Raw genomic sequence first — 22,641 nt, forward strand, 5'->3', positions numbered from 1 at the left:
TTAGTCGCGGCGCACGCCCAGGAACTGCAACATGAAGATGAACAGGTTGATGAAGTCCATGTAGAGGCTGAGGGCGCCCATGATCGACAGCTTGGACATGGTCTCGGCATCGTGGCCTTCCCAGTACATCTCCTTGATCTTCTGGGTGTCGTAGGCGGTCAGGCCGGCGAAAATCAGCACACCCGCGGCCGAGATGACGAACTGCATCATCGTGCTTTGCAGGAAGATGTTGACGATCATCGCGATGATCAGGCCGATCACGCCCATGATCAGGAAACTGCGGAACCCCGACAGATCCTTCTTGGTGGTGTAGCCATAGATGCTGAGACCGGCGAAGGCGGCGGCGGTGATGAAGAAGGTCCGGGTGATGGACACGCCGGTATACTTCAGGAACAGCGACGCCAGCGAGGCGCCCATCAGCGCCGCGTAGACCCAGAACAGGGCCGAGGCGGTCGAGGACTGCATGGTATGGATCTTGGCGCTCAGGAAGAACACCAGTCCGAGCGGGGCCAGCAGAACCACCCAGTAGAGGGGGGTGCCGAAGATGGCCTGGGTCAGCATCGGGCTGGACGCCACCAGCAACGCGACGATTCCGGTCAGCGCCAGTCCGGAAGCCATGTAGTTGTAAACCCGCAGCATGTACTGCCGCAGGCCCACGTCGATCTGTGCCGCCTCCGCCTGGGCGGTGGTCATGTATCTGCGGTCTGTTCCGAAGGCCATTGTCGTTCCTCTGACGGGTTCGGTTGAAGCTTTCTCCAATATGGACCAGTTTCAACGAGAATCAAGTTACGCCGGAACCGGATCGATCGGATACCCCTCCGTGATCGCGGCGTCACCGATTTATCACGAAAAGGGGTGTGGATTACCGAGGTTGAATACTATATCTTGCGGATAATCCTTCACGGGAGAGGGAGTGGTCGTGTTCGACAGCCATCCTGCCCTGGTGCTGAACGCCGATTTCCGGCCGCTCAGCTATTTTCCGCTGTCTCTGTGGTCGTGGCAGGACGCGATCCGGGCGGTGGTGAGCGAGCGCGTCACCGTCGTTTCCGAATATGATCGGGTCGTCCATTCGCCGCGCCACGCCCTGCGGCTGCCCAGCGTGATCTCGCTGAAGCAATACGTGCCCGGAGGCCGGAAACCGGCCTTCACACGCTTCAACGTGTTCCTGCGCGACCGCTTTTCCTGCCAGTATTGCGGCGGATGGTTCCCCACCCAGGATCTGACCTTCGACCATGTGGTGCCGCGTTCGCGCGGTGGAGCCACCACCTGGGGCAATGTGGTCACCGCCTGCTCGCCCTGCAATCTGAAGAAAGGCAGCCTGATGCCGCACGAGGCCGGCATGGCGCTGCTCAGCCATCCGGCCCAGCCGTCCACCTACCAGTTGCAGGAAAACGGCCGGGGGTTCCCTCCCGACCACCTGCATCAGTCGTGGCGCGATTTCCTTTACTGGGACAGCGAGCTGGAACCGTTCTGAGCGTTCCGGGCAAAAGTCATGATGATGCGCCGCCCGTCCATGTCGAAGACGACGGAACGGCAATACATCCGGATGATGGAGAGCCCCATGCCGCCGGCGGCGGGGTTGTCGGAAGGGCGGACCCTGTCGGGGGCGAAGCCATCGCCGCAATCCTCCACCGAAACAATGATGCCGTCCGGGCATTCCCGCGCCGCAAGGGTGATCGGCCGCCCCGACCGCTCGGGGTCGGCCATCCGCTCCTCCATCATGGCGGCGAAGATCCTGAGCGAATCCAGCGACCCCCGCAAGGTTCCGTCCAGGCCAAGATTGCCGTGGATCACGGCGTTTCCGATGGCCTCCTGCAAGGCATAGCGGATGTCGGCGGTCTGGCCTGCCAGATCAGGGTGGCGGTGTTCCAGCGCCCAGGCGAAAGCGTCGGCCACGTCGAGCCGGTTCGCGGTGGCGGTGGAAACCCGCAGGGTCAGAAAGGCCTCGTCCAGGCCGGACGCCGCCCGGCCGGCGCAATGGGCGTCGATGACGCAAACCGCCGGCGGCGCCAGGGCGGCGGACAGGTCGTCGTCGCGCCGGCCGTCAAAGACGGTGATCCGCAGCTCATCTCCCCGCCCCCGGTCCAGGGGGCCAAGGGCCTCGGCGATACGGTCCAGGTCCTGGGGATCGACCCCCCGGTCGACGATGCGGAAGGGACTCACTTGAACTCGAACAAGGTGTCGAAACTGGCGCGGCGCAATGTTTCCGACACCGGGCCGCGGGCATTGCGGACCACCACCTTGATGCCGGCGGCCTGGGTGATGTCATAGACGTGGACGAACAGGCTCATTCCGGTGGAATCGATGAAGGTCAGCCCGCCCAAATCGATTTCGCACACGGCCCCGCCCTTGACGGCCTGATCGAGGAACTTCGGGAACTGCGCCGCATCGGCGAAGGTGAGACGGCCGGAAATAGCCGTTTCCACCTTGTTGCCATCACGTCTGGTCGTGAACTGCATCTGCTTCTTCCCCTTGTCAGGCGGCACGGATATTGGCCAGGAAGGCGTCGACCTGCTTGCTCAGGGTCGATGCCCGCTCGGCGACGGTCCGCGCCGCTTCCAGAACATCGGAAGCGGCGTGGCCGGTTTCGCCGGCGGCCTGATTGACGCCAACCACATTGGAGCTGACCTCGTCGGTTCCCTGCGAGACCTGCTGGACGTTGTTGGCGATTTCCGAGGTGGCGGAATCCTGTTCGGCCACCGACGTGGCGATGGCGTTGGCCAGTTCGCTCATCTGCTCGATGATGGTGGTGATCTCGGTGATGGCGTCGACGGCGGCCTGGGTTCCCTGCTGCACCGAGTTGATCTGGGAGGAAATCTCGTCGGTGGCCTTGGCGGTCTGGTTGGCCAGGGTCTTGACCTCGTTGGCGACCACGGCGAAGCCCTTGCCGGCCTCGCCGGCGCGGGCGGCCTCGATGGTGGCGTTCAAGGCCAGCAGGTTGGTCTGGGCGGCGATGTCATTGATCAGATTGACCACCTCGCCGATCTTCAGCACCGAATGCGACAGTTCGCGCACCGACTGGTTGGTGCGCTGCGCCTTGCCCTTGGCGCTTTCGGCGATGTTGACCGAATCCGAGACGCGATGGTTGATGGATTCGATCGAGGCGGACAGATGCTCGGTGGCCCCGGCCACGGTGCGCATGTTGACCGCCATCTCCTCGACGGCGGCGGCGACCACGGTCGCCTGGTTCGAGGTCTCCTCGGCGGTGGCCGACATGGTCTGCGACGTCGCTTCCAGTTCGGTGGCCGACGCGCCCATGGTTTCCAGGACCTCGGCCACCTCCAGATTGAACTGCTGCAAGATGCCGTCGATCACCTTGGCGCGACGGTCCTTGGCCTCCTGCTCCGCCAATTGCTGGCGGGTCAGTTCGTCGGCGCGGATCAACCCCTGGCGGAACACCTCGACGGCCCGGGCCATGGCGCCGATCTCGTCGTTGCGCTCGGCCCCCTCGACATTGTGGGTCTTGTCGCCGCCGGACAGGACATTCATGGAATGGATGACCTTGGACAGCGGCCGCGAGATGTCCGCCGCGATCACCCAGGCGACGCCGACGCTGATCACCAGCAAGACGACGGTGCCCAGCAGGAACATGTTGAACGAGGTCTCGGTCTGGCCATGCACCTTGTCCGCCAGCACCAGAAGATCGGAGGCGGCCTTGTCCTCCACCGTCTTCATCATGTCGATCTTCCTGGTGATGGTGTCGAACCATGCCGGGGCCGCGATATCGTCGGTGGTGCCGGAGAAGGGATTGTCCATGGCGATCTGGCGCATGCGGGCGACTTCCTGGCTGACCGGGTCGGCCAGGACCTTGGCGAGCATCCCCTTCTGCTCGGCGGAAGCATAGGTGCCGAAGGTCGCGAAAAAGGTGTCCTGTTCGGCAACCAGCTGAATGAAGCGGCGATGCACCGGGGGGGCGAATTTCTTGGCCCCGAAGCCGCCCGATCCCATGGCGCGTTCCTGACCGGCGCGCTCCTTGCCTTGCAGGATCTGGGTATAGGCGGTGATGGCGTGGGAGACCTGGACATCGGACCCCATCACCGCCATCTGCTCGACGATGGCCAGCATCTTGGCGATGGTCTGGGTATAATAGCCCGCCACCTCCGGCACCGTCAGCGACAGCGAGTCGATGGCGCTCCGCTTGGCCGCCAGCGGCTCCAGACCGGTCCGGGCGGCGGCGATCGAGGCCTTCAGGCCGTCGCTGGCATCGTTCATGTTGAACTTGCCCAGGACCTGATTCAGTGCGGCGATCTTGTCATCGGAGAGCTTGCGCTGGCCCGGCAGGCGATCGGCGAAATTGGCGCCCTTGCTGCCGGTGAAGCCGGCCGACATGCCCCGCTCCTTCTGAAGCTCGTGCGCCAGCGCCCCGATGGTTGGCCCCAGCCCCGCCAGATTCTCCAGCTGCTCCATCTTGCGGGCGGTGCCCAGCTTGTCGGTCAGTCCCTCCACCGAAAAGATCAGCATGCCGATCACCGGAACCAGGATCGCCAAGCCGATTCGAGAGCTCAGGCTGAAGTTTCGCAGCAAGGTCAGCATCCAAGTTCTCCAAAGCGAGGTCGCGTCATTCCACCGGCCCGAGAATACAGGATTGCGCCCCGATGACAAACAGGACTCGAAGCGAAAACCCGGACCGTATCCTGAAAAAGTTATAGGGGATGCTATCTCCAATTTCCTGCAAAAACGTCAGGCGGGAAGATTGCTATATATCCTAATAGCAGGACTGCGAAGCGACCATCTCAACCCGCCACCCGTCGCCGGTGGCGTCGAGACGGGTCAGCGACAGGGGCGGAACGGCGAACCGCAGCGCCTGGGCCGGGCCGAGATCCAGGGCCCGGGCCAGGGCGGCCCGGATGGTTCCGGCATGGACGATGGCGAGAACATCGCGTCCGGCCTGGGCGGCGGTGATGCCCTCCATGGCGGCGGCGACCCGCGGAATCATGGCGGCGAAGCTTTCTCCGCCCGGCGGCCGGCCAGCGGCGGGGTCGAGCCAGAAGGCGGCGAGATCGGGGTCCTTCACGTCCTCCAGATCGCGCCACGACCGCCCCTGCCAGCGGCCGAAATCCTGCTCGATCAGATCGGGCTCGACAATGGGCGGCGGCAGCAGCAGGCCGGCGGCCTCCAGCGCCCCGGCGGTCTGGCGGCAGCGGATCAGGCCACTTTCCACCAGCGCCGGATTGGCCGGCAGGACCCGGGCAAGGGCGCGGAACACCTCGGTTTCCGAGGTGTCGCAGGCGACGTCCAGGCGGCCATGGATACGGCCGTGCGGACACGGAACCGGCGCATGGCGCAACAGCCACCAGCGGGTGACGGCCGAAGCCCCGCTCATGCCCGCCCTCCCGGCGACCAGCCGGCGGGCGCCATCTCGAAGCCGGCGAAGTCGAAGGCCGGCGACACGGTGCAACCGGCCAGCGTCCAGCATCCCGCCGGTTCGGCCGCCTGCCAGACATGAGGAGGAATCACGACCTGCGGCGCCTGCCCGGCGGCGATGTCCGGCCCCAGGACGACGCTCCGCTCGCTCCGCCCATCCTCGGACAAGCGCAGGACCAGCGGATCGCCGGCGTGGAAATGCCAGATCTCGGTGGCGTCGATCCGATGCCAGTGCGAGCGTTCCCCCGCCCGTAGCAGATAGAAGATGGCGGTGCCGACGCCGCGCCCGCCGTCCTCGGGCCGGTGGCGCCAGGTTTCAACGTAGTGCCCCCCCTCGGGATGGGGAACCAGCCCCAGCCGGGCGATGATCAGATCGGGCTCGGCCATCATTCCCTGGGCGCGGACTGAACGACCGAGGAACGCTGGGCGAAACCGGCGTACCAGCCGGACAGGCGGGGACGGCCGGTGCGCCAGGGCTCATCCTTGAAGCGGAAGTCGAGATAGTCGAGGGCGGTGATCACGGCGATCTGTCCGATCAGGAAGTCGGCGCCCCAGCCGGAGCATTCCTCCTCCAGCACGTCCAGCGAGCGGACGACGGCCTTGTCCTGGCGCTCGACCCAACCGGGCCAGCGCTTGTCCTCCGGCCGCATGGCGGTCTCGATCCGCTTCGCCACCGCCGCGTCCAGGATGCCGTCGGCCAGGGCCTCCAGCCGCAACTGGGCCCAGCGGGCGCCGCCCGAGGCGGGAACCAGCCGCTGGCCGTCATGCAGGGAATCCAGGTATTCGCAGATCACCGGGGAATCGAACAGCGATTCGCCGCCATCGGTGATCAGGGCCGGAACCTTGCCCAGCGGGTTGTCCTTGGGCAGGTCGGTCTCGCCGAACGGAGAGGTCGGCACCATCTCGATACGGTCGGCCAGCCCGGTCTCCAGGGCGACGATCACGCATTTGCGGGCATAGGGCGACGTGGGTGACGTGCGCAACTTCATCGGGAATCATCCTTCGGCCGGACGGAGGAGCGGACATGCTTGGCCCGGCCGGCGACGAAGTCAACAGGGGGATTGCCGGATCAGCCGGAAACCGAGACCGGATTCGGCCGCGACGCCCCCAGTGCGCCCAGCGCCTTCACCAGATCGGGACGGGTCTTCAGCACCCGGCCCTCCACCTCGACGCCGCCGGCATAGGCGGTGGACAGCAGCGGCTGGTAGGCAGCGCGCATGGCCTCCAGGCTGTGGGGCGGCGGTTCCGCCGCCGCCAGCCGCTCGGCCAGGGCGCGCACCGCGTGGGTCTGGCCCTCCTGGCAGAAATCCTGCTTGAAGCGCTGCTCGCCAAGGGTGGAAAAGGCGATCATCAGAAACGCGGCGAAGCGGCGGGTATCGCCCCCCAGGGCCGGCATCAGCGCCCGGATGGCATCGCCGTGAATGGCCGAAACCTGCGCCACCGCCCGCCGCACCCGCGACGGCTCCTCCGCCGAGAACAGGCGGGCCAGATCCATCTGCTGCACCACCCGCCACAATATCTCGGCGTCGATGGCGTCGCGTCCCGGCATCAGCAGCCGGTTGGCGACATCAAGCAGCAGCGGCGGACGCCCGTCCTGGGGAGTGACGCCGGGGGCCGCCAGCGCCTGCAATTCGGCGGCCTCGCGTATCTCCAGCAGGCGCGGCCCCAGATTGGTGACCAGCGCCGGCGACATCGGAGCGTAATGGGGGATCAGCAGAACCTGCCAATCGAAATGAAGATAGTCGCGAATGGCACGATACAGCGCGTCCGAGCGCGACCTGGGACGAGGAGCGGGCCGGGGCGGCGCGCTCAGTCCCAGCGCCACCCCGAGGCGGCTCATCAGCGCCGGCCGGGCCGACGACGCCGGCCGGGCGCGAATGTCCAGCCGGGCGCGGAAATAGCGCCGGGCCGAGGCCCGCACCACCAGCGCCACCGCCTCGGCCAGAGTGCGACCGCAAGCCAGCAGGGCATGATCCTCGGACACCGGCTGGCGGCCGCCGTCCACCACCACCTCGCGGAACAGGTCCGGCCGGCTCCGGAACAGGCGCAGGCAGCGGTCCAGCATCCTCGGATCGTTCATCACCAGATCGTAAGCCGCCGCGCGGGGCAGATGCCTCAGCTCGTCGACCTCCCGGCGGAAGACGTCGATCACCGGCCCCTCCAGGGCGGATCGGATGGCTTCGACTTTCGGATCCGATTGCGATGACGGCATCTGGATAACCCTCGACCAAGCACAATACTCATTGCCGTCATTAGAACTCGTAAAGACAACATCGTCAATGATACCCAGATAATAACAACAGTATGTCATTAGATTGCTTCATCAGTATTTGTGATAATAACTGACGTGACAATTAGATAAAATTTTATGAATATTCAATTCACAACGATACAATGCGGATGCACCGAAAACGTCCCACTTCACCCCGATGGCGGAGTCGCGCTACACTGAAGCCCTGCCACGATTCAGCCGGGAGCACGCCCATGCATGGCGGCCATCACCACGATCACAGCGACGGGCACGAGCACAAGCATCTGCACGCCCACGAGCACAGCCACGTCCACTCCCACCCCCACAGCCACGGCGACGTGACCCACAGCCACGCCCACGCCCACGCCCATGTCCATGAACACCTGCACCAGCACAGCCATCCCCATGGCCATGCCGACGGCGGCGGGCACGATCACGGGCACGAGCAGCCCAACCACGCCTGGAAACCGCACGAGCATCGCCATGCCGAGGATGAACTCGGCGAACACGATCACGAGCATTGAGACCGGAATCGGGCGTTAACGCCCGGCGACGGTAAGGCCGTCGATGCGCAGCGTCGGACTGTCGATGCCGTGACGCAGGTCCAGGTCGCTGGCCGGGGTAAGATTGAGGAACATGTCCTTCAGATTGCCCGCCACCGTCACCTCGCTGACCGGAAAGGCGATCTCGCCGCCCGATATCCAGAATCCGGCGGCGCCGCGTGAATAGTCGCCGGTAACGCCGTTGACGCCCTGGCCGAACAGCTCGGTGACATAAAATCCGTCGGGAATGTCGTGGATCATCTCGGCCGGCGTGACGGCACCCGCTTCCATGTAGAAATTGCTGGCCGAGGGCGAAGGCGGCGAGCCGGTTCCCCGGCTGGCATGGCCGGTGGAGTCCAGGCCCAGCTGGCGGGCCGAACGCAGATCCAGCAGCCATGTGGTCAGTATTCCGTCCTCGACGATGGCGCGGCGCCGGGTCGGCAGCCCTTCGCCGTCGCAGGGACGCGACCGCAGGCCGCGGGCACGGTGGGGATCGTCGATCACCCGCACGCCCTTGGGAAAGACCTGCCGCCCCAGCCGGTCCTTGAGAAAGCTGGTGCCGCGCGCCACCCCGGCGCCGTTGATGGCGCCGGCCAGACTGGACAGCAGCCCGCGGGCGACGCGGGGGTCCAGGACCACCGGCACCTGCCGGGTGCTGATCTTGCGGCCGCCCAGGCGATGGACGGCACGGCGGCCGGCCTCGTGCCCCACGTCCTCGGGGCGGCGGAGATCGGCCAGATAGACGGCGCTGGCATAGTCGTAGTCGCGTTCCATGCCCCTGACGGCATCGCCGGCCAGCACCGACACCGACAGCGAGGAACTGGTGACCGAATAGGCGTGGGAGAAACCGTTCGAGGCGACGATGGCGATTCCGGACCGGCCCCAGCCAGCCTCGGCGCCCTCGGAATTGGTGACGCCGTCGACCGCGCGGGCGGCGTCCTCGCCGCGCCGGACCATGTCGATCAGGGTTTCGGCGGTGGGTTCGGCCGGATCGGATACGTCGATCTCGGGAAAGCTGGTGGCCAGCTGACCTGGCTCGGCCAGGCCGCAATGGGGGTCCTCGGGCACGATGCGGGCCATGGCGACGGCACGGTCCACCAGTTCGGCCAGGGCGGCGGTGGACCGGTCCGACGACGACACGAAGGCCTGACGCCGGCCCAGCAGCACGCGCAGGCCGACATCGCCGGCCTCGGCCCGTTCCAGCCGCTCCAGTTGGCCGAGACGCATGCCCACCGACAGCGACGTCGAATCGATCAGCACCGCGTCGGCGGCCTCGGCGCCGGCCTTGCGGGCTCGGGCGACCAGATCGACCAGCAAGTCAAGCGGCGATGGAGAAGATGGGCCGGGCATGGCGTTGGCTCCTGAGGCTGGCCGCGAAAGCGGAACGGAAAGGCTAGCCCGGAACTCGGAGAAAGGTAAAGGGGAGATCAGGGATAAGGGCTCAATCCGATCACCAGCGGATGCAGCTCCATCAGCGCCGGCACCAGCAGCAGCCCGGCCAGCAGGCGGACCCATCCCACCTCGGCCAGCAGGGCCGGCCAGTCCACCGGCCCGCGCGAAGGCGCGGCCAGCCGTTCCCATTGCTCCGGCCCCAGTTGGCGGCGGCGCTTGGCGTCCAGGACGCGCGGCCCCGCCAGGCACAGCAGGAACAGCGGCAGGAACAGCAGAACCCCGGCGACGGTGCCGTTGGGAATCAGGTGGGCGCCGCTCCACAGCCCCAACCCCCAGATGATGGGATGACGGGTCAGGCGAATCACCCCCGGCCGGGCCGGATCAAACCCCCGGCCGCCGGGGCCGATGGAGAACGGATTGGGCCGGGTCATGCCCGCCACCCACAACACACAGGCCGCCGGCATGGCCAGCGACGGCGCCCAGCGCATCCACGGCTGCTGCGGCCACAAGACGACGACCGGGGCATCCAGCGCCGCCGCCACCACCCAGACCAGCAGGACGGTGGAGATCACGGAATAGACGCCGTAGAAGCCGCCCTTCCCCACCGCCGCCATGGCGTGTTCGCGCAACGGCCGGACATTGGTCAGCGAGTGGGCGGCCAGAAACACCGCCACCGCCACCACCAGATGGATATAGCCTCCGGTAAGGGTCATCACACCTCCGGCACCGGCAGCCCGTGCTGCCGGGCGCAGGCCACCAGGGTGTTGCGCAGCAGGCAGGCGATGGTCATGGGACCGACGCCGCCCGGCACCGGGGTGATGGCCCCGGCCACCGGCAGCGCCTCGGCGAAGGCGACGTCGCCCACCAGCTTCTTCGAGCCGTCGGCGGCGGTGACGCGGTTGATGCCGACATCGATGACGGTGCAGCCCGGCTTCAGCCAGTCGCCCCGGATCATCTCGGGCTTGCCGACGGCGGCGACCACGATGTCGGCGCGGCGCACCACCGCGGCCAGATCGCGGGTCTGGGAATGGGCGACGGTGACGGTGCAGCTTTCCTTGATCAGAAGCTGGGCCATGGGCTTGCCGACGATGTTGCTGCGCCCGACCACCACGGCGTCCAGGCCGGCCAGCCGGCCCAGCCGGTCCTTCAGCAGCATCAGCGAGCCCAGCGGAGTGCAGGGCACCATGGCGTCGAGGCCGGCGGCCAGACGCCCGACATTGATGGGGTGAAAGCCGTCCACGTCCTTGGCCGGGTCGATGGCCTCGATCACCTTCTGGGAATCGATGTGCCTGGGCAGCGGCAACTGCACCAGGATGCCGTGCACCGCCGGGTCGGCGTTCAGCCCGGCGATCAGGGCCAGCACCCGGTCCTCGGGGGTGTCGGCCGGCAAAGCGTGCTCGAACGAATTCATGCCGGCCTCGACGGTACGCTTATGCTTGGTCCGCACATAGACCTGGCTGGCAGGGTCCTCGCCCACCAGCACCACCGCCAGTCCGGGGGTGACGCCGTGGGCGTCCTTCATGGCGCGGACATGGCCGGCGAGGGTGTCGCGCAGGCGGGCGGAAAACAGGTTGCCGTCGATGATCTTGGCGTCAGTCATTGTGGTTAGCCATCCATTGGTCGAGGCGGCGGAGCAGATCGGCCCCGTCGCCGGAAATCAGAAGAACCTTGCGCCGGTCAGTGGCGCCCTGGACGATGCCGATCGTGGATTTGGGCAGCTTCCAGGCCTTGGACAACAGCTTGATCAGGGCGGCGTTGGCCTTGCCGTCCTCGGGCACCGCCGTCACCTGCACCCTCAGAACCCCGGCGCCGTCGGCATCGGCCGCCGCCGCCTGGATGGCGTCGCGGGACGCCTTGGGCGTGAGGCGAACCGCGACCCGCAAGCCCTGGGCGACCACGGCGAAGGGCGATGGCGGTCCCATCGGGGTCAGATGGAATAGCGGGCCTGTTCCAGCACCCTGATCACGAAATAGAGAATCAGCCACAGCGCGATGGGCGACAGGTCCACCGCGCCCAGGTCCGGCATCACCCGCCGGATGGGGCGCAGGGCCGGTTCGGTCAGGCGGTTGATCACGTCGATGATGGTCCGGACCGTGGAATTGTAGGTGTTGAGAACGCCGAACGTCACCAGCCAGCTGACAATCACCGAAGCCAGGATGATGTACCAGTACAGGTTCAAGGCCAGGAGGGCGACCTCGATCAGGGAGGTCAAAATCGCGTGCATGGCCGGTTACCCCGAAGGCTGTTTGCAAGGCGCCCCAAACCTAGCCGCAGTGACGGCGGCACGCAAGTTCTAGACGTCGAACGGGCTTGGCTGGCGGCCGGCAACGTGTCAAAGTGCCGACAGCCAAGACCGCCGGCCAGAGAATGATCAACGAGATCCTTTCCCCCGACGCGGCTTTCTCGCGGGCCGTCTACACCCGGATTCGCCAGGCCATTCCCAGATCGCAATGGCCGGCGGAGGCGTTGCGGGCCACCTTCACCCCCAGTCCCGACGGCCTGTCCCTGGAGTCCAGTTTCGAGGGACTGCCGCCCCAGGCCGCGATGATCGCGTCGAACGTGGTGCGTCAGGCCAAGGTGGACCTGGTGCTGGCCTCGCCGGCGGCCCGGCTGGCGGTGGCGGTGGTCCGGGCCCGGCGCTGGCGCGACACCTTCCTGTACGGCCTGCTGCCGCTGCTGTTCGCCATTCCGCTGATGGCCGCCCTCGCCCCCCTGGCCATGCGGATCAGCATGGGATTGTGCGCCATCGACGCGGCCGCCCTGTTCGCCAGCCACGCCGCCCTGCTGCAAAGCCGTTCCAGGCTGGTTCAATGCCGCTTCATCGCCCACATCCCCACCCCGGGCCTGCGCATCAAGACGCCGCAGGGCGCCCCCTTGTCCCAGCAAACCTAGGGCCGCTTCTTCCCCTCCGTTGAAAGTGAGGCTTGCCGGGGCCAGCCTTTGTAATATAATTTCGCAAACACGAGGGGTTTTGGAGTTCTCTTATGCAACGGGTCAAGCTCGACCGGATCGATCGCCGCATCCTCGCCGATCTGCAAGCCGATGGCCGCATGACCAATGTCGAACTGGCGCGCCGCGCCGGGATTTCGGCGCCACCCTGCCTGAGGCGGGTCCGGGCGCTGGAGGATGCCGGCTTCGTCAAGGGCTATCATGCCGAGATCGACCCCGGGGCGCTGGGCTACAACGTCACCGTCTTCGCCCATGTGGGCCTGAACAGCCAGGCCGAGGCCGATCTGAAGGCGTTCGAGGATCTGGTCAAGGGCTGGCCCGAGGTGCGGGAATGTCACATGCTGGCGGGAGAGACCGATTTCCTGCTCAAGGTGGTGGCCCATGACTGGGACGACTACCAGCGCTTCCTGACCACCCGCCTGACCGCCGCGCCCAATATCAGCCACGTCAAGAGCGCCCTGGCGATCCGCACCTCCAAGCTGCAACCCGGCGTCCCCATCGACATCGACGGCGGGACCGAGCCCGACGCCGTCCATTCCTAGGCCATGTGCTAACCGGGGACACGCCCTAGGGAAACAGCACCCGACCCAGCAGGCGGAATTCGGCGCCGCGCGGGCTCGACTTCCGCCACGCCAGCCCCAGCAGGCGGTGGCCGCCCCGCAGCAGCGGACGGGTGAGCAGGTCGGTACCGCGCAGCAGGCCGGCCCTGACCGCCAGTTCGGGAACCAGGGTCACGCCCATTCCCGACGCCACCATCTGCACCAGGGTGCCCAGGCTGGTGCCCAGTATCCCGTCGCCCCGCCTGGGTCCGGGCAGCGAGCACGCGGCCAGGGCATGCTCGCGCAGGCAATGCCCCTCCTCCAGCAGCAGCAATTCGGCGCCGGCCAGATCGGCGCCGGTGATGGCGTCCTTGGCGGCCAGGGGATGATCGGGCCGGCAAGCCAGCAGGAACGGATCGGTGGCCAGCGGCACCATCTCCATGTCGGGGGCGTCGAAGGGCAAGGCCAGCAAGGCGACGTCGAGACCGCCGCCGGCAAGGCGCTCCAGCAGCCGCGCCGTCAGGTCCTCGCGCAGGGTCAGCTTGAGCCCGGGATAGCTCCGCCGCAGATCCGGCAGCACCTGCGGCAGCAGAAACGGGGCGATGGTGGGAATCACTCCCAGGCGCAGCGGCCCCGACAGCGGCTGACCAGCAGCACGGGCCAGGTCCGCGATATCCTCGGCGCCGCGCAGAACCTCACGGGCGCGAACCACCACCTCGTCGCCCAGCGGCGTCATCAGAACCCGGCGCTTGGTGCGCTCCACCAAGGTGACCCCCAACAGGGATTCCAGTTCCTGGAGACCGGCGGACAGGGTGCTTTGGGTGGCGAGGCAGGCCTCGGCGGCGCGGCCGAAATGCAGGTGCTCGGCCACCGCCACCAGATAGCGCAACTGACGGATCGTGGGCAGGTGGGTCTGCATGGCTCCCTTTTGGACCGGATCGGGGGCCGAACGCGGCCCCGACCGGCACCGCCACCCTGATGGGGGTCGTCGAGAACATGCCGCAATTGCTTGAAATTAATGGTGCCCCAGGCCGGACTCGAACCAGCACGCCGTTGCCGGCAACAGATTTTGAGTCTGCCGCGTCTACCATTCCGCCACTGGGGCACCGCAAGAACGGTGGCGGGACTATAGCGGAGGCGGAAGGCGGGTCAACGGATTTTCAGCCCCAGCGGCCAGCAGCGTTCGCACCGCCCGCCACGCGGCGTCGACGGCAATGCCGGAAACGCAGGGAAACGGGTCCTGCGGGCTCGTCCGCTTGGGGCAGCGCCACAGACAGTGATAGCATTCCATGGGCTGGTTGAGAAAAATCGCCCGGGGAGGGCGGATCGCCTCGGGATAGGGCACGAAACAGCCGAAATGGCCGCCGCCGGCTAAAAGAACGGTGGCGGCGCCGACCCCAAGGGCGAGATGGCCGGGGCCGGTGTCGTTGCTGACCACGCAGGCGGCGTGCTTCATCACGTCGACCAACTGGGGCAGTCCAAGGCCGCCGATGGCGTCGACGACGCCGGGGTGGTTCATTTCCGCCAGCTGGGGCTTGGCGAAGGCTTCCTGACCGGCCCCGACGAACACCACCCGATAACCGGCGTCGAGACAATGGCGGGCCAGTTCCAGGAAATGCGGGAACGGCCAGCGGCGTCCGGGCTCGTTGGAGCCGAAATTCATCACCACGTAGGGTCCGCCCCCGGGCAGAGGCGGCGGCCGATCGCGCCAGGGAATGGCGGGAATCTCGGGCGGCTGGCGGGTGCCGGTCAGCGCCTGGAGAAAGGTGAAGTGGCGCAAGCCCTCGTGGGTCGGGTAGGGGCCGGTATCGATGACCCGCGTCGCCCTGGCCAGATACCACGCATATTCCGCCCTGGTCCGGTCGGTGACGAAAGGCTGGCAGACGATGCGCTCGCCCGCCCGGCTGGCCCACATCAGGCTGTCGGCGGTCAGGGTCTTGCGCATGAACATGTCGCACACCGCCACCTCGAACCCCTGGCGCCGCACCCACAGGGAGATTTTCAGGCGGTAGAGCCACTTCTTCTCGAAGGCGTGCTCGTCGATGGTCACCACGGTGAAGCCGGCGAACACCTCGTCGGCCAGAGACTTCCACGAATTGCAGCCAAGGACGGTGATGTCGGATTTCGCAACCCCGAAGGCGTCGGGATAGCGCTCCAGCGCGGCGCGAAACATCACCATGTCGCCGATGCCGTCCATGCGCACCACCAGCAGGCCCCGGCGCCGGCGTCGCACGGGCCACAACGCCACCAGGGCGTCGATGGGCCGGAACATCCACCATCGCCGCCGCATGCCACGGGGAAAAAGACTCAATACGCCCCCCGCGGGAAGGTGGTGCGGATGGTGTCCAGAAGCTGTTCGGTGTCGATGGCGGCCACGCATTTGTACATGCCGTTCTCCAGCGGATACTTGCAGCGGCCCAGGCAGCCCTGGCATTCCATGGGAACGTAGATGAACTGGACGTTGTCGGGCACCACCCGCTCGTCATAGGGAACGCCCGCGCCGGCATAGGCGGCGCTGGCCATGCACATGGTGGGAACCCCCAGCAGAACCGCCAGATGCAGGCCGGCGGTATCGACGCCGATGGCCATGCGGCATCCCATCAGGATGGAGGCGAGACGCTCGAATCCCGAGGTTTCCATGGCGACGTTGGGCAGCGCCATCAGCGCCATGTATTCGGGGTTGCGGTCGAAGTCGTTGCGGTGTCCCGCCACCAGTATCTTCCACTGCGGCGGCACTGCCTCGGCCATCTGGCGCCACATGTCCATGGGCAACTGGCGGGCCTTGATGCCGGAGAATGGGAAGAACACCACGGTATCGGGCAGGCGTTCGGCATTGGGCAACTGGCCGTCGGGAATCAAGGCCAGGGCGGGCAACTGGCGATCGTCCAGCACCTCGTCGGCGAAGCGCGACCAGCGCAGGATCTTGTCCTGACGGATGGGGCCGGAATCGAACAGGATATCGAAGACCTTCTCGCTTTCCTCCAGGCGCTGGTGGAAATTGCGCTTGTAGGGCGGCGGCACCATGCCGGCGGTCTCGGCCGGGTCGGCGGCGATGATCAGCGCCTCGTCCTGGTCGTGTTCCCGCACGTAATCCAGCGACACGATCAGGCGGTAATGCTGGGCATGCAGGTCGATAAAGGCCTGCCAGCGATAGTCCAGTTCGTCGAGGCGGCGGAATTCGATCCGCCGCACCTTGAGCAGGCGGGGAAACAGAAAGGCCATGCCGGCGGCGTCGGGCCGGCACAGCAGGGTCACGGTCTCGTCCAGTTGAGCCAGGCGCATGAAGCGCGGCAGCACCGCCGACAGGAACACCATTTCGGCCGGACCGCGCGAACTGACCAGCAGCACGCCCTCGGCCCGGCGGCGACGGCGCTTGTAGCGCAGATAGAAGCGCAGCAAGGGGTCCAGCAACGCGGCGATCGTCATGACCGTGCCTCCTCCGTCACCCGGCGCAGGGCTGTCATCACCTCTGCCTCATTCAGGGCGGCAACGCAAGGGTACATGGACTCAACCGGCGGCAACCGGCAATCGCCCAGGCAGCCCTGGCATTCCATGGGATGCCACAGGACGGTCAGGTTGTCGGGATGGATGTCGGCGGCATAGGGCACGATCTCGCCCACATAGGCGGCGCTGGCCAGGCACAAGGTGGGAACGCCCGTGGCCGCGGCCAGATGCATGCAGGCGGTGTCCACCGACACCACCAGACGGGCCGAGCGCAGCAGGCCGGCCAGTTCGGCGAAGGGCGCCGGCTCGAACGACACGCCGGGCAGGTCCAGCAGCGGCCGGTAATCGGGATTGCGGTCCAGGTCGCTGGCATGGCCGGCGATACGGACCCGCCAGTCCCGGGGCAGGGCCGCGATGATGCGGCGGTAGAGGGCGGGAGGGCTCTGCTTGGCCTTCACCGCCGAGAACGGCTGGATGATGACGGTGGGCGCGGTCAGGGCGGTCGCGGGCGGCATCCGCTCGGGCGGCAGCGCGACCCGGGGCGGCGGCACCACCCGGCCGGTCAGGAAATCGGCGAAACGGGCAAGCCGCACCACCTTGTCCTGGCGGACGTCTCCGGACTCGAACAGCCGCGACCAGCGCCGGGCATTGGCCTTGAGGCGGCGGTCATGCTTGGGCCATGGGCGCGGGACCATGGCGGCGGTCTCGGGGGCGGCGCAGGCGACGGCCAGAGCCTCGTCCAGGTCGGGATGACGCAGGAAGTCGGCGGACACCACCAGGCGGTAATTGGCCCGGTGCAGATCGGCCAGGGTGCGGCGGCGATAGCCAGGCTGGCGCAGGCGGCCGAAATCGACCTTGCGCACCAGGACACCGGACGGAAAGACGAAGCTCATGCGGGCGCCGTCCGAACGCAGCAGTACCGTGACGCTCTCGCCCGGCCGCGCCAGTTCCATGAAGCGCGGCAGCACCAGCGAGAACAGCACGGTGTCACCCAGGCCACCGGCCGAGATCAGCAGCACCCCCGAGGCCGGACCGCGCCGGGGCGACAGGCGTCGCTCCAGCCCCAGAACCGGATCGATCAGGCGATGCAGCTTCAACGAGGGGCTCCCTCAATACGGCGCGTAGGACTTTTCCTCGATCAGCGCCGAGCCCAGCAGATCGTTGACCCGGCGCTTGGCGGCGGCGCGCTCGTCATTGGTGAAGTAGACGGCGCGGGCCAGCTCGACGAACCTGGGGCCGAAATCCTTGCCCCGCTCGCAGTCACGGATATCGTCCTCGATCACCCACAACTTCTCATTGATGGCCTTCAGTTCGGCCGACAGGGCGGCAAGGGGGCCATGGGCGGGAAATTCGCGTTCGCGCACCGCCACCAGCTCGCCCAGCTCCTTATTGACGTTGGCCAGCTTGGCGGGATCGTCAAGACGTTCGGCCTTGATTTCGAGAATTGTGATCTTGTCGATGATTTCGCCCCACGACACGGGCACCAGAACGGACATGGCGAACCTTCACAGCACGGAAACTGCGCGCTGTTTAGCAGATTTCCGGACATTGGGCAAAAGGGGGTTGTTCGCGCCCTCCCGCAACCGGGGCGGTGGCCGGATATCGGCCGTTACCCTCTGTTACACGGTACTTTCCCCCCGACATTCCGGCGTTACCGGCCGGAGGGATAATCCTTGCATGACAGAGGGGATTGCAGAGGAGGTCACCATGAAGACCGTTTTCAAAGTCCTCGCCGGTCTCGCGCTCGTCACCACCGTCGCCGCCTGCACCGCGCTCGCCGCCGATCCTCCCGCCGCCACCCAGACCTGGACGCCCGGCTGGCGTCACGAACAGATGGTCCAGGCGCGCCAGGACGGCACCTTCACCCCAGGCCCCGGCATGGTGATGCGGGGCGGCGGTCCCGGCTATGGCCGCGGCATGATGGCCGCCGTCATCGGCCCCGACGGCAAGATCGATCCGACCCAACTGCCGGAAGGCTGCCCGTATCGTCAGGCGGTTCCTCCCCGCAGGTAGGCCCCCGACCCAGGCGCCGGACGCGCCAGTCGCTTCGCTTCAGCCCCACCCCCGGCTTGACAGCCGGGGGTGGGGCTTCGATGCTGTCTTGGAGCTTCATTGCCGGGAGAGCCCCATGCGCCGCCTGCTTGCCGCCACCATGCTGACGACGTTGCTCGGCTTTCCGGCCATGGCGAAGGACGAACTGGTGATCGGCATCACCCAGTTTCCCGCCACCTTCCACCCCTCCATCGAATCCATGCTGGCCAAGACCTATGTCCTGGCCTTCGCCCAGCGCCCCATCACCGCCTACGATTCCTCGTGGCAACTGGTCTGCATGCTGTGCGAGACCCTGCCCACCATCGAGAATGGACTGGCCAAGGTCGAGACCCGACCCGACGGCGGGACGGGCATCGCCGTCACCTATACCCTGAAAGCCGACGCCCGGTGGGGCGATGGCAAGCCGGTAACCAGCGACGACGTGGTATTCAGCTGGGAGGTCGGCCGGCATCCCCAGTCCGGCGTCGCCAGCGCCGAGCTGTTCCGCCGCATCACCGCCATCGACGTCAGGGACGAGCGCAGCTTCACCCTGCATATCGACCGGGTGACCTTCAATTACAACGCCATCAACGACCTGCGCCTGCTGCCGGCCCATATCGAGCGGCCGCGGTTCCAGCCGGCTCCGGCCGAGTACCGCAACCGCAACGCCTTCGACCAGGACACCACCAATCCGGGCCTCTACAACGGCCCCTACCGTATCGCCCAGGTGGTCCAGGGCAGCCATGTGGCGCTGGAGCCCAATGTCCACTGGGCCGGCCCCAAACCCGCCTTCCGCCGCATCGTCGTCAGGACGGTGGAAAACACCGCCGCGCTGGAGGCCAACCTGCTGTCGGGCGGCATCGACATGATCGCGGGCGAACTGGGCCTGCCGCTGGATCAGGCCATGGCCTTCGAGAAGCGCAACGGCGCCCGCTACGCGGTGGTCACCAAGCCCAGCCTCACCTACGAACATCTCGACCTCAACATGGACTCGCCGGTCCTGGCCGACGTGCGGCTGCGCCGCGCCCTGCTGCTGGCTCTGGACCGGGTTTCGCTGACCCGGCAGCTGTTCGGCGGCCGCCAGCCAGTGGCCGATTCCATGGTGCCGCCCGCCGACTGGGTCCACGCCACCGACACCTATCGCTATTCCTTCGACCCTGCCCGGGCCGCCGCCCTGCTGGAAGAGGCCGGATGGAAACCCGGCCCCGGCGGCATCCGGGTGAACATCAAGGGAGAAAGGCTGTCGCTGGAACTGGTCACCACCGCCGGCAACCGGACCCGCGAACTGGTGGCGCAGGTGCTGCAATCCCAGTGGCGCAAGGCCGGAATCGAGCTGCGCATCCGTACCGAGCCGCCCCGCGTGCTGTTCGGCGAGACGGTAACCCGGCGCAAGTTCCCCCACATGGCCATGTTCGCCTGGTATTCGGCGCCGGAAAGCGTGCCGCGCTCGACCCTGCATTCCGATTCGGTGCCCAATGCCGCCAACAACTGGTCGGGCCAGAACTACACCGGCTATTCCGACCCCCGCATGGACAAGCTGCTGGGCGCCATCGAGGTGGAACTGGACCGGAACCGGCGCAAGGCGCTGTGGCGCGAGCTTCAGGACCATTACGCCGCCGACCTGCCGGCCTTGCCGCTGTATTTCCGGGCCGACGCCTTCGTCATGCCCAAGGCGCTGAAGGGGCTGGAGCCCACCGGCCACCAGGACCCCTCGCCCTATTGGGTGGAGCGCTGGCGGTGGGAGTGATCGCGTCCCGACTGCTGCAATCGCTGGCGGTGCTGCTGACGATGTCGTTCATCGTCTATGGCCTGATGGGGCTGATGCCGGGCGATCCCATCGACCTGATGATCGCCGCCGATCCAAACCTGAGCTCCGCCGACGCCGCCCGGCTGAAGGCGCTGTACGGCCTGGACAAGCCCTGGACCGAACGCTGGGGGCGTTGGCTGGCGCGGCTGCTTCAGGGCGAACTGGGCTATTCACGCCTCTATGCCCGCCCGGTAGCCGAGGCCATGGCCCCCGCCCTGCTCAACACCGCCATCCTGATGGCGACCAGCCTTGGTCTCGCCCTGGCCGTGGCCTTGCCGCTCGGCATCCTGGCGGCAGGGCGGCCGGGATCGATGCTGGACCGGACGGTCAACCTGCTGGCGTTCGCCTCGGTGTCGGTGCCGGTGTTCTGGCTGGGGCTGATGCTGATCGTGGTGTTCGCCGTCACCCTGGGCTGGCTGCCGGCCGGCGGCATGGCGGCCGTCACCGGCGACCAGGGCGGCCGCCTGGCCCACATGGTGCTGCCGGTTTCGGCCCTGGCCCTGGCCGGCATCGGCCAGTACGCCCGGCACATGCGGGCCGCCATGCTGGCAGAGGCCGGGCACGACTATATCCGCACCGCCCGCGCCAAGGGCTGCTCGCCGTCCCGCGTGCTGGTGCGCCACCAGCTGCGCAACGCCCTGCTGCCCATCGTCACCATCGTGGCGCTGGAGGTGGGCGGCCTGTTCTCGGGCGCCCTGATCACCGAGACGGTGTTCGCCTGGCCCGGCATGGGCCGCCTGATCTACGAGGCGGTGATGGGCAACGACTTCAATCTGGCGCTGTCGGGCCTGCTGCTGGCCACCGCCATGACCCTGGCCGGCTCGGCCCTGGCCGATCTCGCCTATTGGCGGCTCGATCCCAGGATCAGGCGCCAATGAGGGCCGGTGTCCTCATCTTGCTGCTGCTGGCGCTGGCGGCGCTGCTGGGGCCGCTGCTGCTGCCCGAGCCCGACGCCATGGATCTCGCCGCCCGCTTCGCGCCGCCATCGCCGGACCATCCGCTGGGCACCGACGAGTTGGGGCGCGACCTTGCCGCCCGCCTGCTCCAGGGCGGACGCATCTCGCTGGCGGTGGCGCTGGCCACCGCCCTGCTGGCCACGATCATCGGCACCGCGATCGGGCTGGTGGCCGGCTATCACGGCGGTCTGGCCGATGCCGCGCTGATGCGGCTGACCGACGGCGTCATGGCGCTGCCGCTGCTGCCGCTGCTGATCGTGCTGGCCGCCGCCGATCCGGCCAAGCTGGGCGTTCCCGCCGATATCCAGGGCTCGGAAAGCTTCGCCGTCGCCCGGCTGGCGGCGATCATCGCCTGCGTCGGCTGGACCACGGTGGCACGGCTGGTGCGGGCCGCCACCCTGTCGGTGCGCGGCCGCGACTTCGTGCGCGCCGCCGTGGCGATGGGCGCCTCGCCGTCGCGCATCATGCTGCGCCACATCCTGCCCAATGTCGCCTCCCCCATCGTGGTGGCGGCGACGCTTTCGGTAGGGCACATCATCCTGATCGAAAGCGCGCTGTCGTTCCTCGGCCTCGGCATCCGGCCGCCGCTGGCGTCGTGGGGCAACATGCTGACCGGGGCCATGGACGCGGTGTGGAGCGCGCCGCAACTGGCGGTATGGCCGGGCGCCGCCATATTCCTCACCGTGCTGGGCTTCAACCTGCTGGGCGACGGCTTGCAGCGGAGCCTCAATCCCCGCTCTGCCTCCACTTGATGGAACAGCCCATGCTGGCGATCTGGTCGGCGGGGCCACGCCCGGTCGCCGCGACCTGCCGCATGGCCTCGACCAGATCGCGGCGGACGTCGGGGGCGGCGGGCAGCCGGCCCGACGAATCCAGCCGGCCACGGTATTGCAGCCCCAGCCCGGCATCGAAGCCGAAGAAATCCGGGGTACAGACCGCATCGTAGGCCCGGGCGACCTGCTGGCTTTCGTCGTGCAGATAGGGAAAGCCGATGCGGTGGCGTTGGGCGAACGCCGCCATGGCCTCGAAGGAATCCTCGGGATACTGAAGCGCGTCGTTGGCGTTGATGGCGGCCACTCCGATGCCGAGGCCGCGCAATTCCTCGGCATCCCGGACCAGACGGTCGATGATCGCCACCACGTAGGGGCAGTGGTTGCAGATGAAGGCGATCAGGGTTCCGCGGGGACCGGCGATATCGGCCAGGGTCCGGACCCGGCCATCGACGCCGGGCAGGGCGAAGTCGGGCGCCGTCCAGCCGAAGGCGCAGAAAGGGGGGGAAACCGCCACGTCCAATCCTCCCTGATGATGGGCAGAAACTGCCCATTGATTCCGCAAGGTCGGAGTCACAAGATACAAGGGATCAGAC

General features: G+C 67.3%; 27 protein-coding genes and 1 tRNA gene. 7 read left to right on the plus strand and 21 right to left on the minus strand.

What is annotated here, in order from left to right:
• Window positions 1-720 (minus strand): Bax inhibitor-1/YccA family protein, encoded by a 720-nt coding sequence (locus MTBSS4_RS20625; protein ID WP_173985254.1) that lies wholly within the window; start codon window positions 718-720, stop codon window positions 1-3.
• A 193-nt stretch (window positions 721-913) separates the two neighbouring features.
• Between MTBSS4_RS20625 and MTBSS4_RS20630 the strand changes: the two genes are divergently transcribed.
• Window positions 914-1,474 carry an HNH endonuclease gene (locus tag MTBSS4_RS20630; RefSeq protein WP_173985255.1) on the plus strand — a complete coding sequence of 187 codons (561 nt, stop codon included), beginning with the start codon at window positions 914-916 and terminating at the stop codon, window positions 1,472-1,474.
• On the opposite strand, the gene MTBSS4_RS20635 is transcribed toward MTBSS4_RS20630, so the two are convergent.
• The 13 genes from MTBSS4_RS20635 to MTBSS4_RS20695 form a co-directional block, all read right to left on the minus strand.
• On the minus strand, window positions 1,444-2,163 hold the full coding sequence (locus MTBSS4_RS20635) for an ATP-binding protein (RefSeq protein ID WP_173985256.1): 720 nt from the start codon (window positions 2,161-2,163) through the stop codon (window positions 1,444-1,446). The genes MTBSS4_RS20630 and MTBSS4_RS20635 overlap by 31 nt on opposite strands.
• Window positions 2,160-2,459 carry an STAS domain-containing protein gene (locus MTBSS4_RS20640; RefSeq protein ID WP_173985257.1) on the minus strand — a complete coding sequence of 100 codons (300 nt, stop codon included), beginning with the start codon at window positions 2,457-2,459 and terminating at the stop codon, window positions 2,160-2,162. Before MTBSS4_RS20640 ends, MTBSS4_RS20635 begins: the two co-directional genes overlap by 4 nt.
• 16 nt (window positions 2,460-2,475) lie before the next feature.
• A complete protein-coding gene (locus MTBSS4_RS20645) occupies window positions 2,476-4,533 on the minus strand; it encodes a methyl-accepting chemotaxis protein (RefSeq protein WP_254432692.1) in 2,058 nt (685 codons plus the stop codon).
• A 172-nt stretch (window positions 4,534-4,705) separates the two neighbouring features.
• Window positions 4,706-5,323: a histidine phosphatase family protein gene (locus MTBSS4_RS20650; protein ID WP_173985258.1), complete on the minus strand. Its 618-nt coding sequence runs from the start codon at window positions 5,321-5,323 to the stop codon at window positions 4,706-4,708.
• A complete protein-coding gene (locus MTBSS4_RS20655; protein WP_173985391.1) occupies window positions 5,320-5,751 on the minus strand; it encodes a cupin domain-containing protein in 432 nt (143 codons plus the stop codon). The genes MTBSS4_RS20650 and MTBSS4_RS20655 overlap by 4 nt, the downstream gene beginning before the upstream one ends.
• Entirely contained in the window at window positions 5,751-6,353 is a 603-nt protein-coding gene (locus MTBSS4_RS20660; protein WP_173985259.1) for a glutathione S-transferase N-terminal domain-containing protein, read from the minus strand. The genes MTBSS4_RS20655 and MTBSS4_RS20660 overlap by 1 nt, the downstream gene beginning before the upstream one ends.
• Before the next feature lie 80 nt (window positions 6,354-6,433).
• Window positions 6,434-7,516 carry a hypothetical protein gene (locus MTBSS4_RS20665; protein ID WP_254432693.1) on the minus strand — a complete coding sequence of 361 codons (1,083 nt, stop codon included), beginning with the start codon at window positions 7,514-7,516 and terminating at the stop codon, window positions 6,434-6,436.
• A 314-nt stretch (window positions 7,517-7,830) separates the two neighbouring features.
• Complete coding sequence (locus tag MTBSS4_RS20670; RefSeq protein ID WP_173985261.1) at window positions 7,831-8,136, minus strand: hypothetical protein; 306 nt, start codon at window positions 8,134-8,136, stop codon at window positions 7,831-7,833.
• A gap of 18 nt (window positions 8,137-8,154) precedes the next feature.
• Window positions 8,155-9,507 (minus strand): TldD/PmbA family protein, encoded by a 1,353-nt coding sequence (locus tag MTBSS4_RS20675; RefSeq protein ID WP_173985262.1) that lies wholly within the window; start codon window positions 9,505-9,507, stop codon window positions 8,155-8,157.
• A gap of 77 nt (window positions 9,508-9,584) precedes the next feature.
• The gene (locus tag MTBSS4_RS20680; RefSeq protein WP_173985263.1) at window positions 9,585-10,262 is read right to left on the minus strand and encodes an NnrU family protein; all 678 of its coding nucleotides are present in this window, start codon (window positions 10,260-10,262) and stop codon (window positions 9,585-9,587) included.
• Window positions 10,262-11,149 carry a bifunctional methylenetetrahydrofolate dehydrogenase/methenyltetrahydrofolate cyclohydrolase FolD gene (gene folD, locus MTBSS4_RS20685; protein ID WP_173985264.1) on the minus strand — a complete coding sequence of 296 codons (888 nt, stop codon included), beginning with the start codon at window positions 11,147-11,149 and terminating at the stop codon, window positions 10,262-10,264. Before folD ends, MTBSS4_RS20680 begins: the two co-directional genes overlap by 1 nt.
• Complete coding sequence (locus MTBSS4_RS20690) at window positions 11,142-11,471, minus strand: DUF167 family protein (RefSeq protein WP_173985265.1); 330 nt, start codon at window positions 11,469-11,471, stop codon at window positions 11,142-11,144. Before MTBSS4_RS20690 ends, folD begins: the two co-directional genes overlap by 8 nt.
• Window positions 11,472-11,476: 5 nt before the next feature.
• A complete protein-coding gene (locus MTBSS4_RS20695) occupies window positions 11,477-11,773 on the minus strand; it encodes a YggT family protein (protein WP_173985266.1) in 297 nt (98 codons plus the stop codon).
• A gap of 143 nt (window positions 11,774-11,916) precedes the next feature.
• On the opposite strand from MTBSS4_RS20695, the gene MTBSS4_RS20700 reads away from it, so the two are divergent.
• Window positions 11,917-12,441, plus strand: coding sequence for a hypothetical protein (locus tag MTBSS4_RS20700; RefSeq protein ID WP_173985267.1), 525 nt, complete (start codon window positions 11,917-11,919; stop codon window positions 12,439-12,441).
• Between the two features lie 92 nt (window positions 12,442-12,533).
• Window positions 12,534-13,040: an Lrp/AsnC family transcriptional regulator gene (locus MTBSS4_RS20705; RefSeq protein WP_173985268.1), complete on the plus strand. Its 507-nt coding sequence runs from the start codon at window positions 12,534-12,536 to the stop codon at window positions 13,038-13,040.
• A gap of 25 nt (window positions 13,041-13,065) precedes the next feature.
• On the opposite strand, the gene MTBSS4_RS20710 is transcribed toward MTBSS4_RS20705, so the two are convergent.
• The 6 genes from MTBSS4_RS20710 to MTBSS4_RS20735 all read right to left on the minus strand — a co-directional run bounded on the left by MTBSS4_RS20710 (window position 13,066) and on the right by MTBSS4_RS20735 (window position 17,977).
• Complete coding sequence (locus MTBSS4_RS20710; RefSeq protein ID WP_173985269.1) at window positions 13,066-13,956, minus strand: hydrogen peroxide-inducible genes activator; 891 nt, start codon at window positions 13,954-13,956, stop codon at window positions 13,066-13,068.
• 100 nt (window positions 13,957-14,056) lie between these two features.
• A tRNA-Leu gene (locus MTBSS4_RS20715) sits at window positions 14,057-14,142 on the minus strand.
• Between the two features lie 21 nt (window positions 14,143-14,163).
• Window positions 14,164-15,309, minus strand: coding sequence for a glycosyltransferase family 9 protein (locus MTBSS4_RS20720; RefSeq protein WP_254432694.1), 1,146 nt, complete (start codon window positions 15,307-15,309; stop codon window positions 14,164-14,166).
• Between the two features lie 35 nt (window positions 15,310-15,344).
• Window positions 15,345-16,463 carry a glycosyltransferase family 9 protein gene (locus MTBSS4_RS20725; RefSeq protein WP_173985271.1) on the minus strand — a complete coding sequence of 373 codons (1,119 nt, stop codon included), beginning with the start codon at window positions 16,461-16,463 and terminating at the stop codon, window positions 15,345-15,347.
• Window positions 16,460-17,578, minus strand: coding sequence for a glycosyltransferase family 9 protein (locus MTBSS4_RS20730; protein WP_254432695.1), 1,119 nt, complete (start codon window positions 17,576-17,578; stop codon window positions 16,460-16,462). The genes MTBSS4_RS20725 and MTBSS4_RS20730 overlap by 4 nt, the downstream gene beginning before the upstream one ends.
• Window positions 17,579-17,590: 12 nt before the next feature.
• Window positions 17,591-17,977 carry a DUF6165 family protein gene (locus MTBSS4_RS20735; protein ID WP_173985272.1) on the minus strand — a complete coding sequence of 129 codons (387 nt, stop codon included), beginning with the start codon at window positions 17,975-17,977 and terminating at the stop codon, window positions 17,591-17,593.
• 211 nt (window positions 17,978-18,188) lie between these two features.
• Between MTBSS4_RS20735 and MTBSS4_RS20740 the strand changes: the two genes are divergently transcribed.
• The 4 genes from MTBSS4_RS20740 to MTBSS4_RS20755 all read left to right on the plus strand — a co-directional run bounded on the left by MTBSS4_RS20740 (window position 18,189) and on the right by MTBSS4_RS20755 (window position 22,027).
• Window positions 18,189-18,494 carry a hypothetical protein gene (locus MTBSS4_RS20740; RefSeq protein WP_173985273.1) on the plus strand — a complete coding sequence of 102 codons (306 nt, stop codon included), beginning with the start codon at window positions 18,189-18,191 and terminating at the stop codon, window positions 18,492-18,494.
• Window positions 18,495-18,609: 115 nt separating this feature from the next.
• The gene (locus tag MTBSS4_RS20745) at window positions 18,610-20,259 is read left to right on the plus strand and encodes a peptide ABC transporter substrate-binding protein (RefSeq protein WP_173985274.1); all 1,650 of its coding nucleotides are present in this window, start codon (window positions 18,610-18,612) and stop codon (window positions 20,257-20,259) included.
• The gene (locus MTBSS4_RS20750) at window positions 20,256-21,197 is read left to right on the plus strand and encodes an ABC transporter permease (RefSeq protein ID WP_254432696.1); all 942 of its coding nucleotides are present in this window, start codon (window positions 20,256-20,258) and stop codon (window positions 21,195-21,197) included. Before MTBSS4_RS20745 ends, MTBSS4_RS20750 begins: the two co-directional genes overlap by 4 nt.
• On the plus strand, window positions 21,194-22,027 hold the full coding sequence (locus MTBSS4_RS20755) for an ABC transporter permease (RefSeq protein WP_173985275.1): 834 nt from the start codon (window positions 21,194-21,196) through the stop codon (window positions 22,025-22,027). Before MTBSS4_RS20750 ends, MTBSS4_RS20755 begins: the two co-directional genes overlap by 4 nt.
• Here the strand turns inward: MTBSS4_RS20755 and MTBSS4_RS20760 are convergent.
• Window positions 22,002-22,562 carry a thioredoxin family protein gene (locus MTBSS4_RS20760; protein ID WP_173985276.1) on the minus strand — a complete coding sequence of 187 codons (561 nt, stop codon included), beginning with the start codon at window positions 22,560-22,562 and terminating at the stop codon, window positions 22,002-22,004. The two genes, MTBSS4_RS20755 and MTBSS4_RS20760, sit on opposite strands and share 26 nt — an antisense overlap.
• Window positions 22,563-22,641 lie beyond the last annotated feature (79 nt).

The sequence above is a fragment of the Magnetospirillum sp. SS-4 genome (assembly GCF_902729425.1).
Taxonomy (GTDB): Bacteria; Pseudomonadota; Alphaproteobacteria; order Rhodospirillales; family Magnetospirillaceae; genus Phaeospirillum.

Coding starts and splice junctions, on each gene's coding strand:
- MTBSS4_RS20625 (WP_173985254.1), bottom strand. CDS start 720: ATGGCCTTCGGAACAGACCGCAGATACATGACCACCGCCCAGGCGGAG.
- MTBSS4_RS20640 (WP_173985257.1), bottom strand. CDS start 2,459: ATGCAGTTCACGACCAGACGTGATGGCAACAAGGTGGAAACGGCTATT.
- MTBSS4_RS20645 (WP_254432692.1), bottom strand. CDS start 4,533: ATGCTGACCTTGCTGCGAAACTTCAGCCTGAGCTCTCGAATCGGCTTG.
- MTBSS4_RS20650 (WP_173985258.1), bottom strand. CDS start 5,323: ATGAGCGGGGCTTCGGCCGTCACCCGCTGGTGGCTGTTGCGCCATGCG.
- MTBSS4_RS20655 (WP_173985391.1), bottom strand. CDS start 5,751: ATGGCCGAGCCCGATCTGATCATCGCCCGGCTGGGGCTGGTTCCCCAT.
- MTBSS4_RS20660 (WP_173985259.1), bottom strand. CDS start 6,353: ATGAAGTTGCGCACGTCACCCACGTCGCCCTATGCCCGCAAATGCGTG.
- MTBSS4_RS20670 (WP_173985261.1), bottom strand. CDS start 8,136: ATGCTCGTGATCGTGTTCGCCGAGTTCATCCTCGGCATGGCGATGCTC.
- MTBSS4_RS20675 (WP_173985262.1), bottom strand. CDS start 9,507: ATGCCCGGCCCATCTTCTCCATCGCCGCTTGACTTGCTGGTCGATCTG.
- MTBSS4_RS20680 (WP_173985263.1), bottom strand. CDS start 10,262: ATGACCCTTACCGGAGGCTATATCCATCTGGTGGTGGCGGTGGCGGTG.
- folD (WP_173985264.1), bottom strand. CDS start 11,149: ATGACTGACGCCAAGATCATCGACGGCAACCTGTTTTCCGCCCGCCTG.
- MTBSS4_RS20690 (WP_173985265.1), bottom strand. CDS start 11,471: ATGGGACCGCCATCGCCCTTCGCCGTGGTCGCCCAGGGCTTGCGGGTC.
- MTBSS4_RS20695 (WP_173985266.1), bottom strand. CDS start 11,773: ATGCACGCGATTTTGACCTCCCTGATCGAGGTCGCCCTCCTGGCCTTG.
- MTBSS4_RS20700 (WP_173985267.1), top strand. CDS start 11,917: ATGATCAACGAGATCCTTTCCCCCGACGCGGCTTTCTCGCGGGCCGTC.
- MTBSS4_RS20705 (WP_173985268.1), top strand. CDS start 12,534: ATGCAACGGGTCAAGCTCGACCGGATCGATCGCCGCATCCTCGCCGAT.
- MTBSS4_RS20710 (WP_173985269.1), bottom strand. CDS start 13,956: ATGCAGACCCACCTGCCCACGATCCGTCAGTTGCGCTATCTGGTGGCG.
- MTBSS4_RS20720 (WP_254432694.1), bottom strand. CDS start 15,309: ATGTTCCGGCCCATCGACGCCCTGGTGGCGTTGTGGCCCGTGCGACGC.
- MTBSS4_RS20725 (WP_173985271.1), bottom strand. CDS start 16,463: ATGACGATCGCCGCGTTGCTGGACCCCTTGCTGCGCTTCTATCTGCGC.
- MTBSS4_RS20735 (WP_173985272.1), bottom strand. CDS start 17,977: ATGTCCGTTCTGGTGCCCGTGTCGTGGGGCGAAATCATCGACAAGATC.
- MTBSS4_RS20740 (WP_173985273.1), top strand. CDS start 18,189: ATGAAGACCGTTTTCAAAGTCCTCGCCGGTCTCGCGCTCGTCACCACC.
- MTBSS4_RS20745 (WP_173985274.1), top strand. CDS start 18,610: ATGCGCCGCCTGCTTGCCGCCACCATGCTGACGACGTTGCTCGGCTTT.
- MTBSS4_RS20755 (WP_173985275.1), top strand. CDS start 21,194: ATGAGGGCCGGTGTCCTCATCTTGCTGCTGCTGGCGCTGGCGGCGCTG.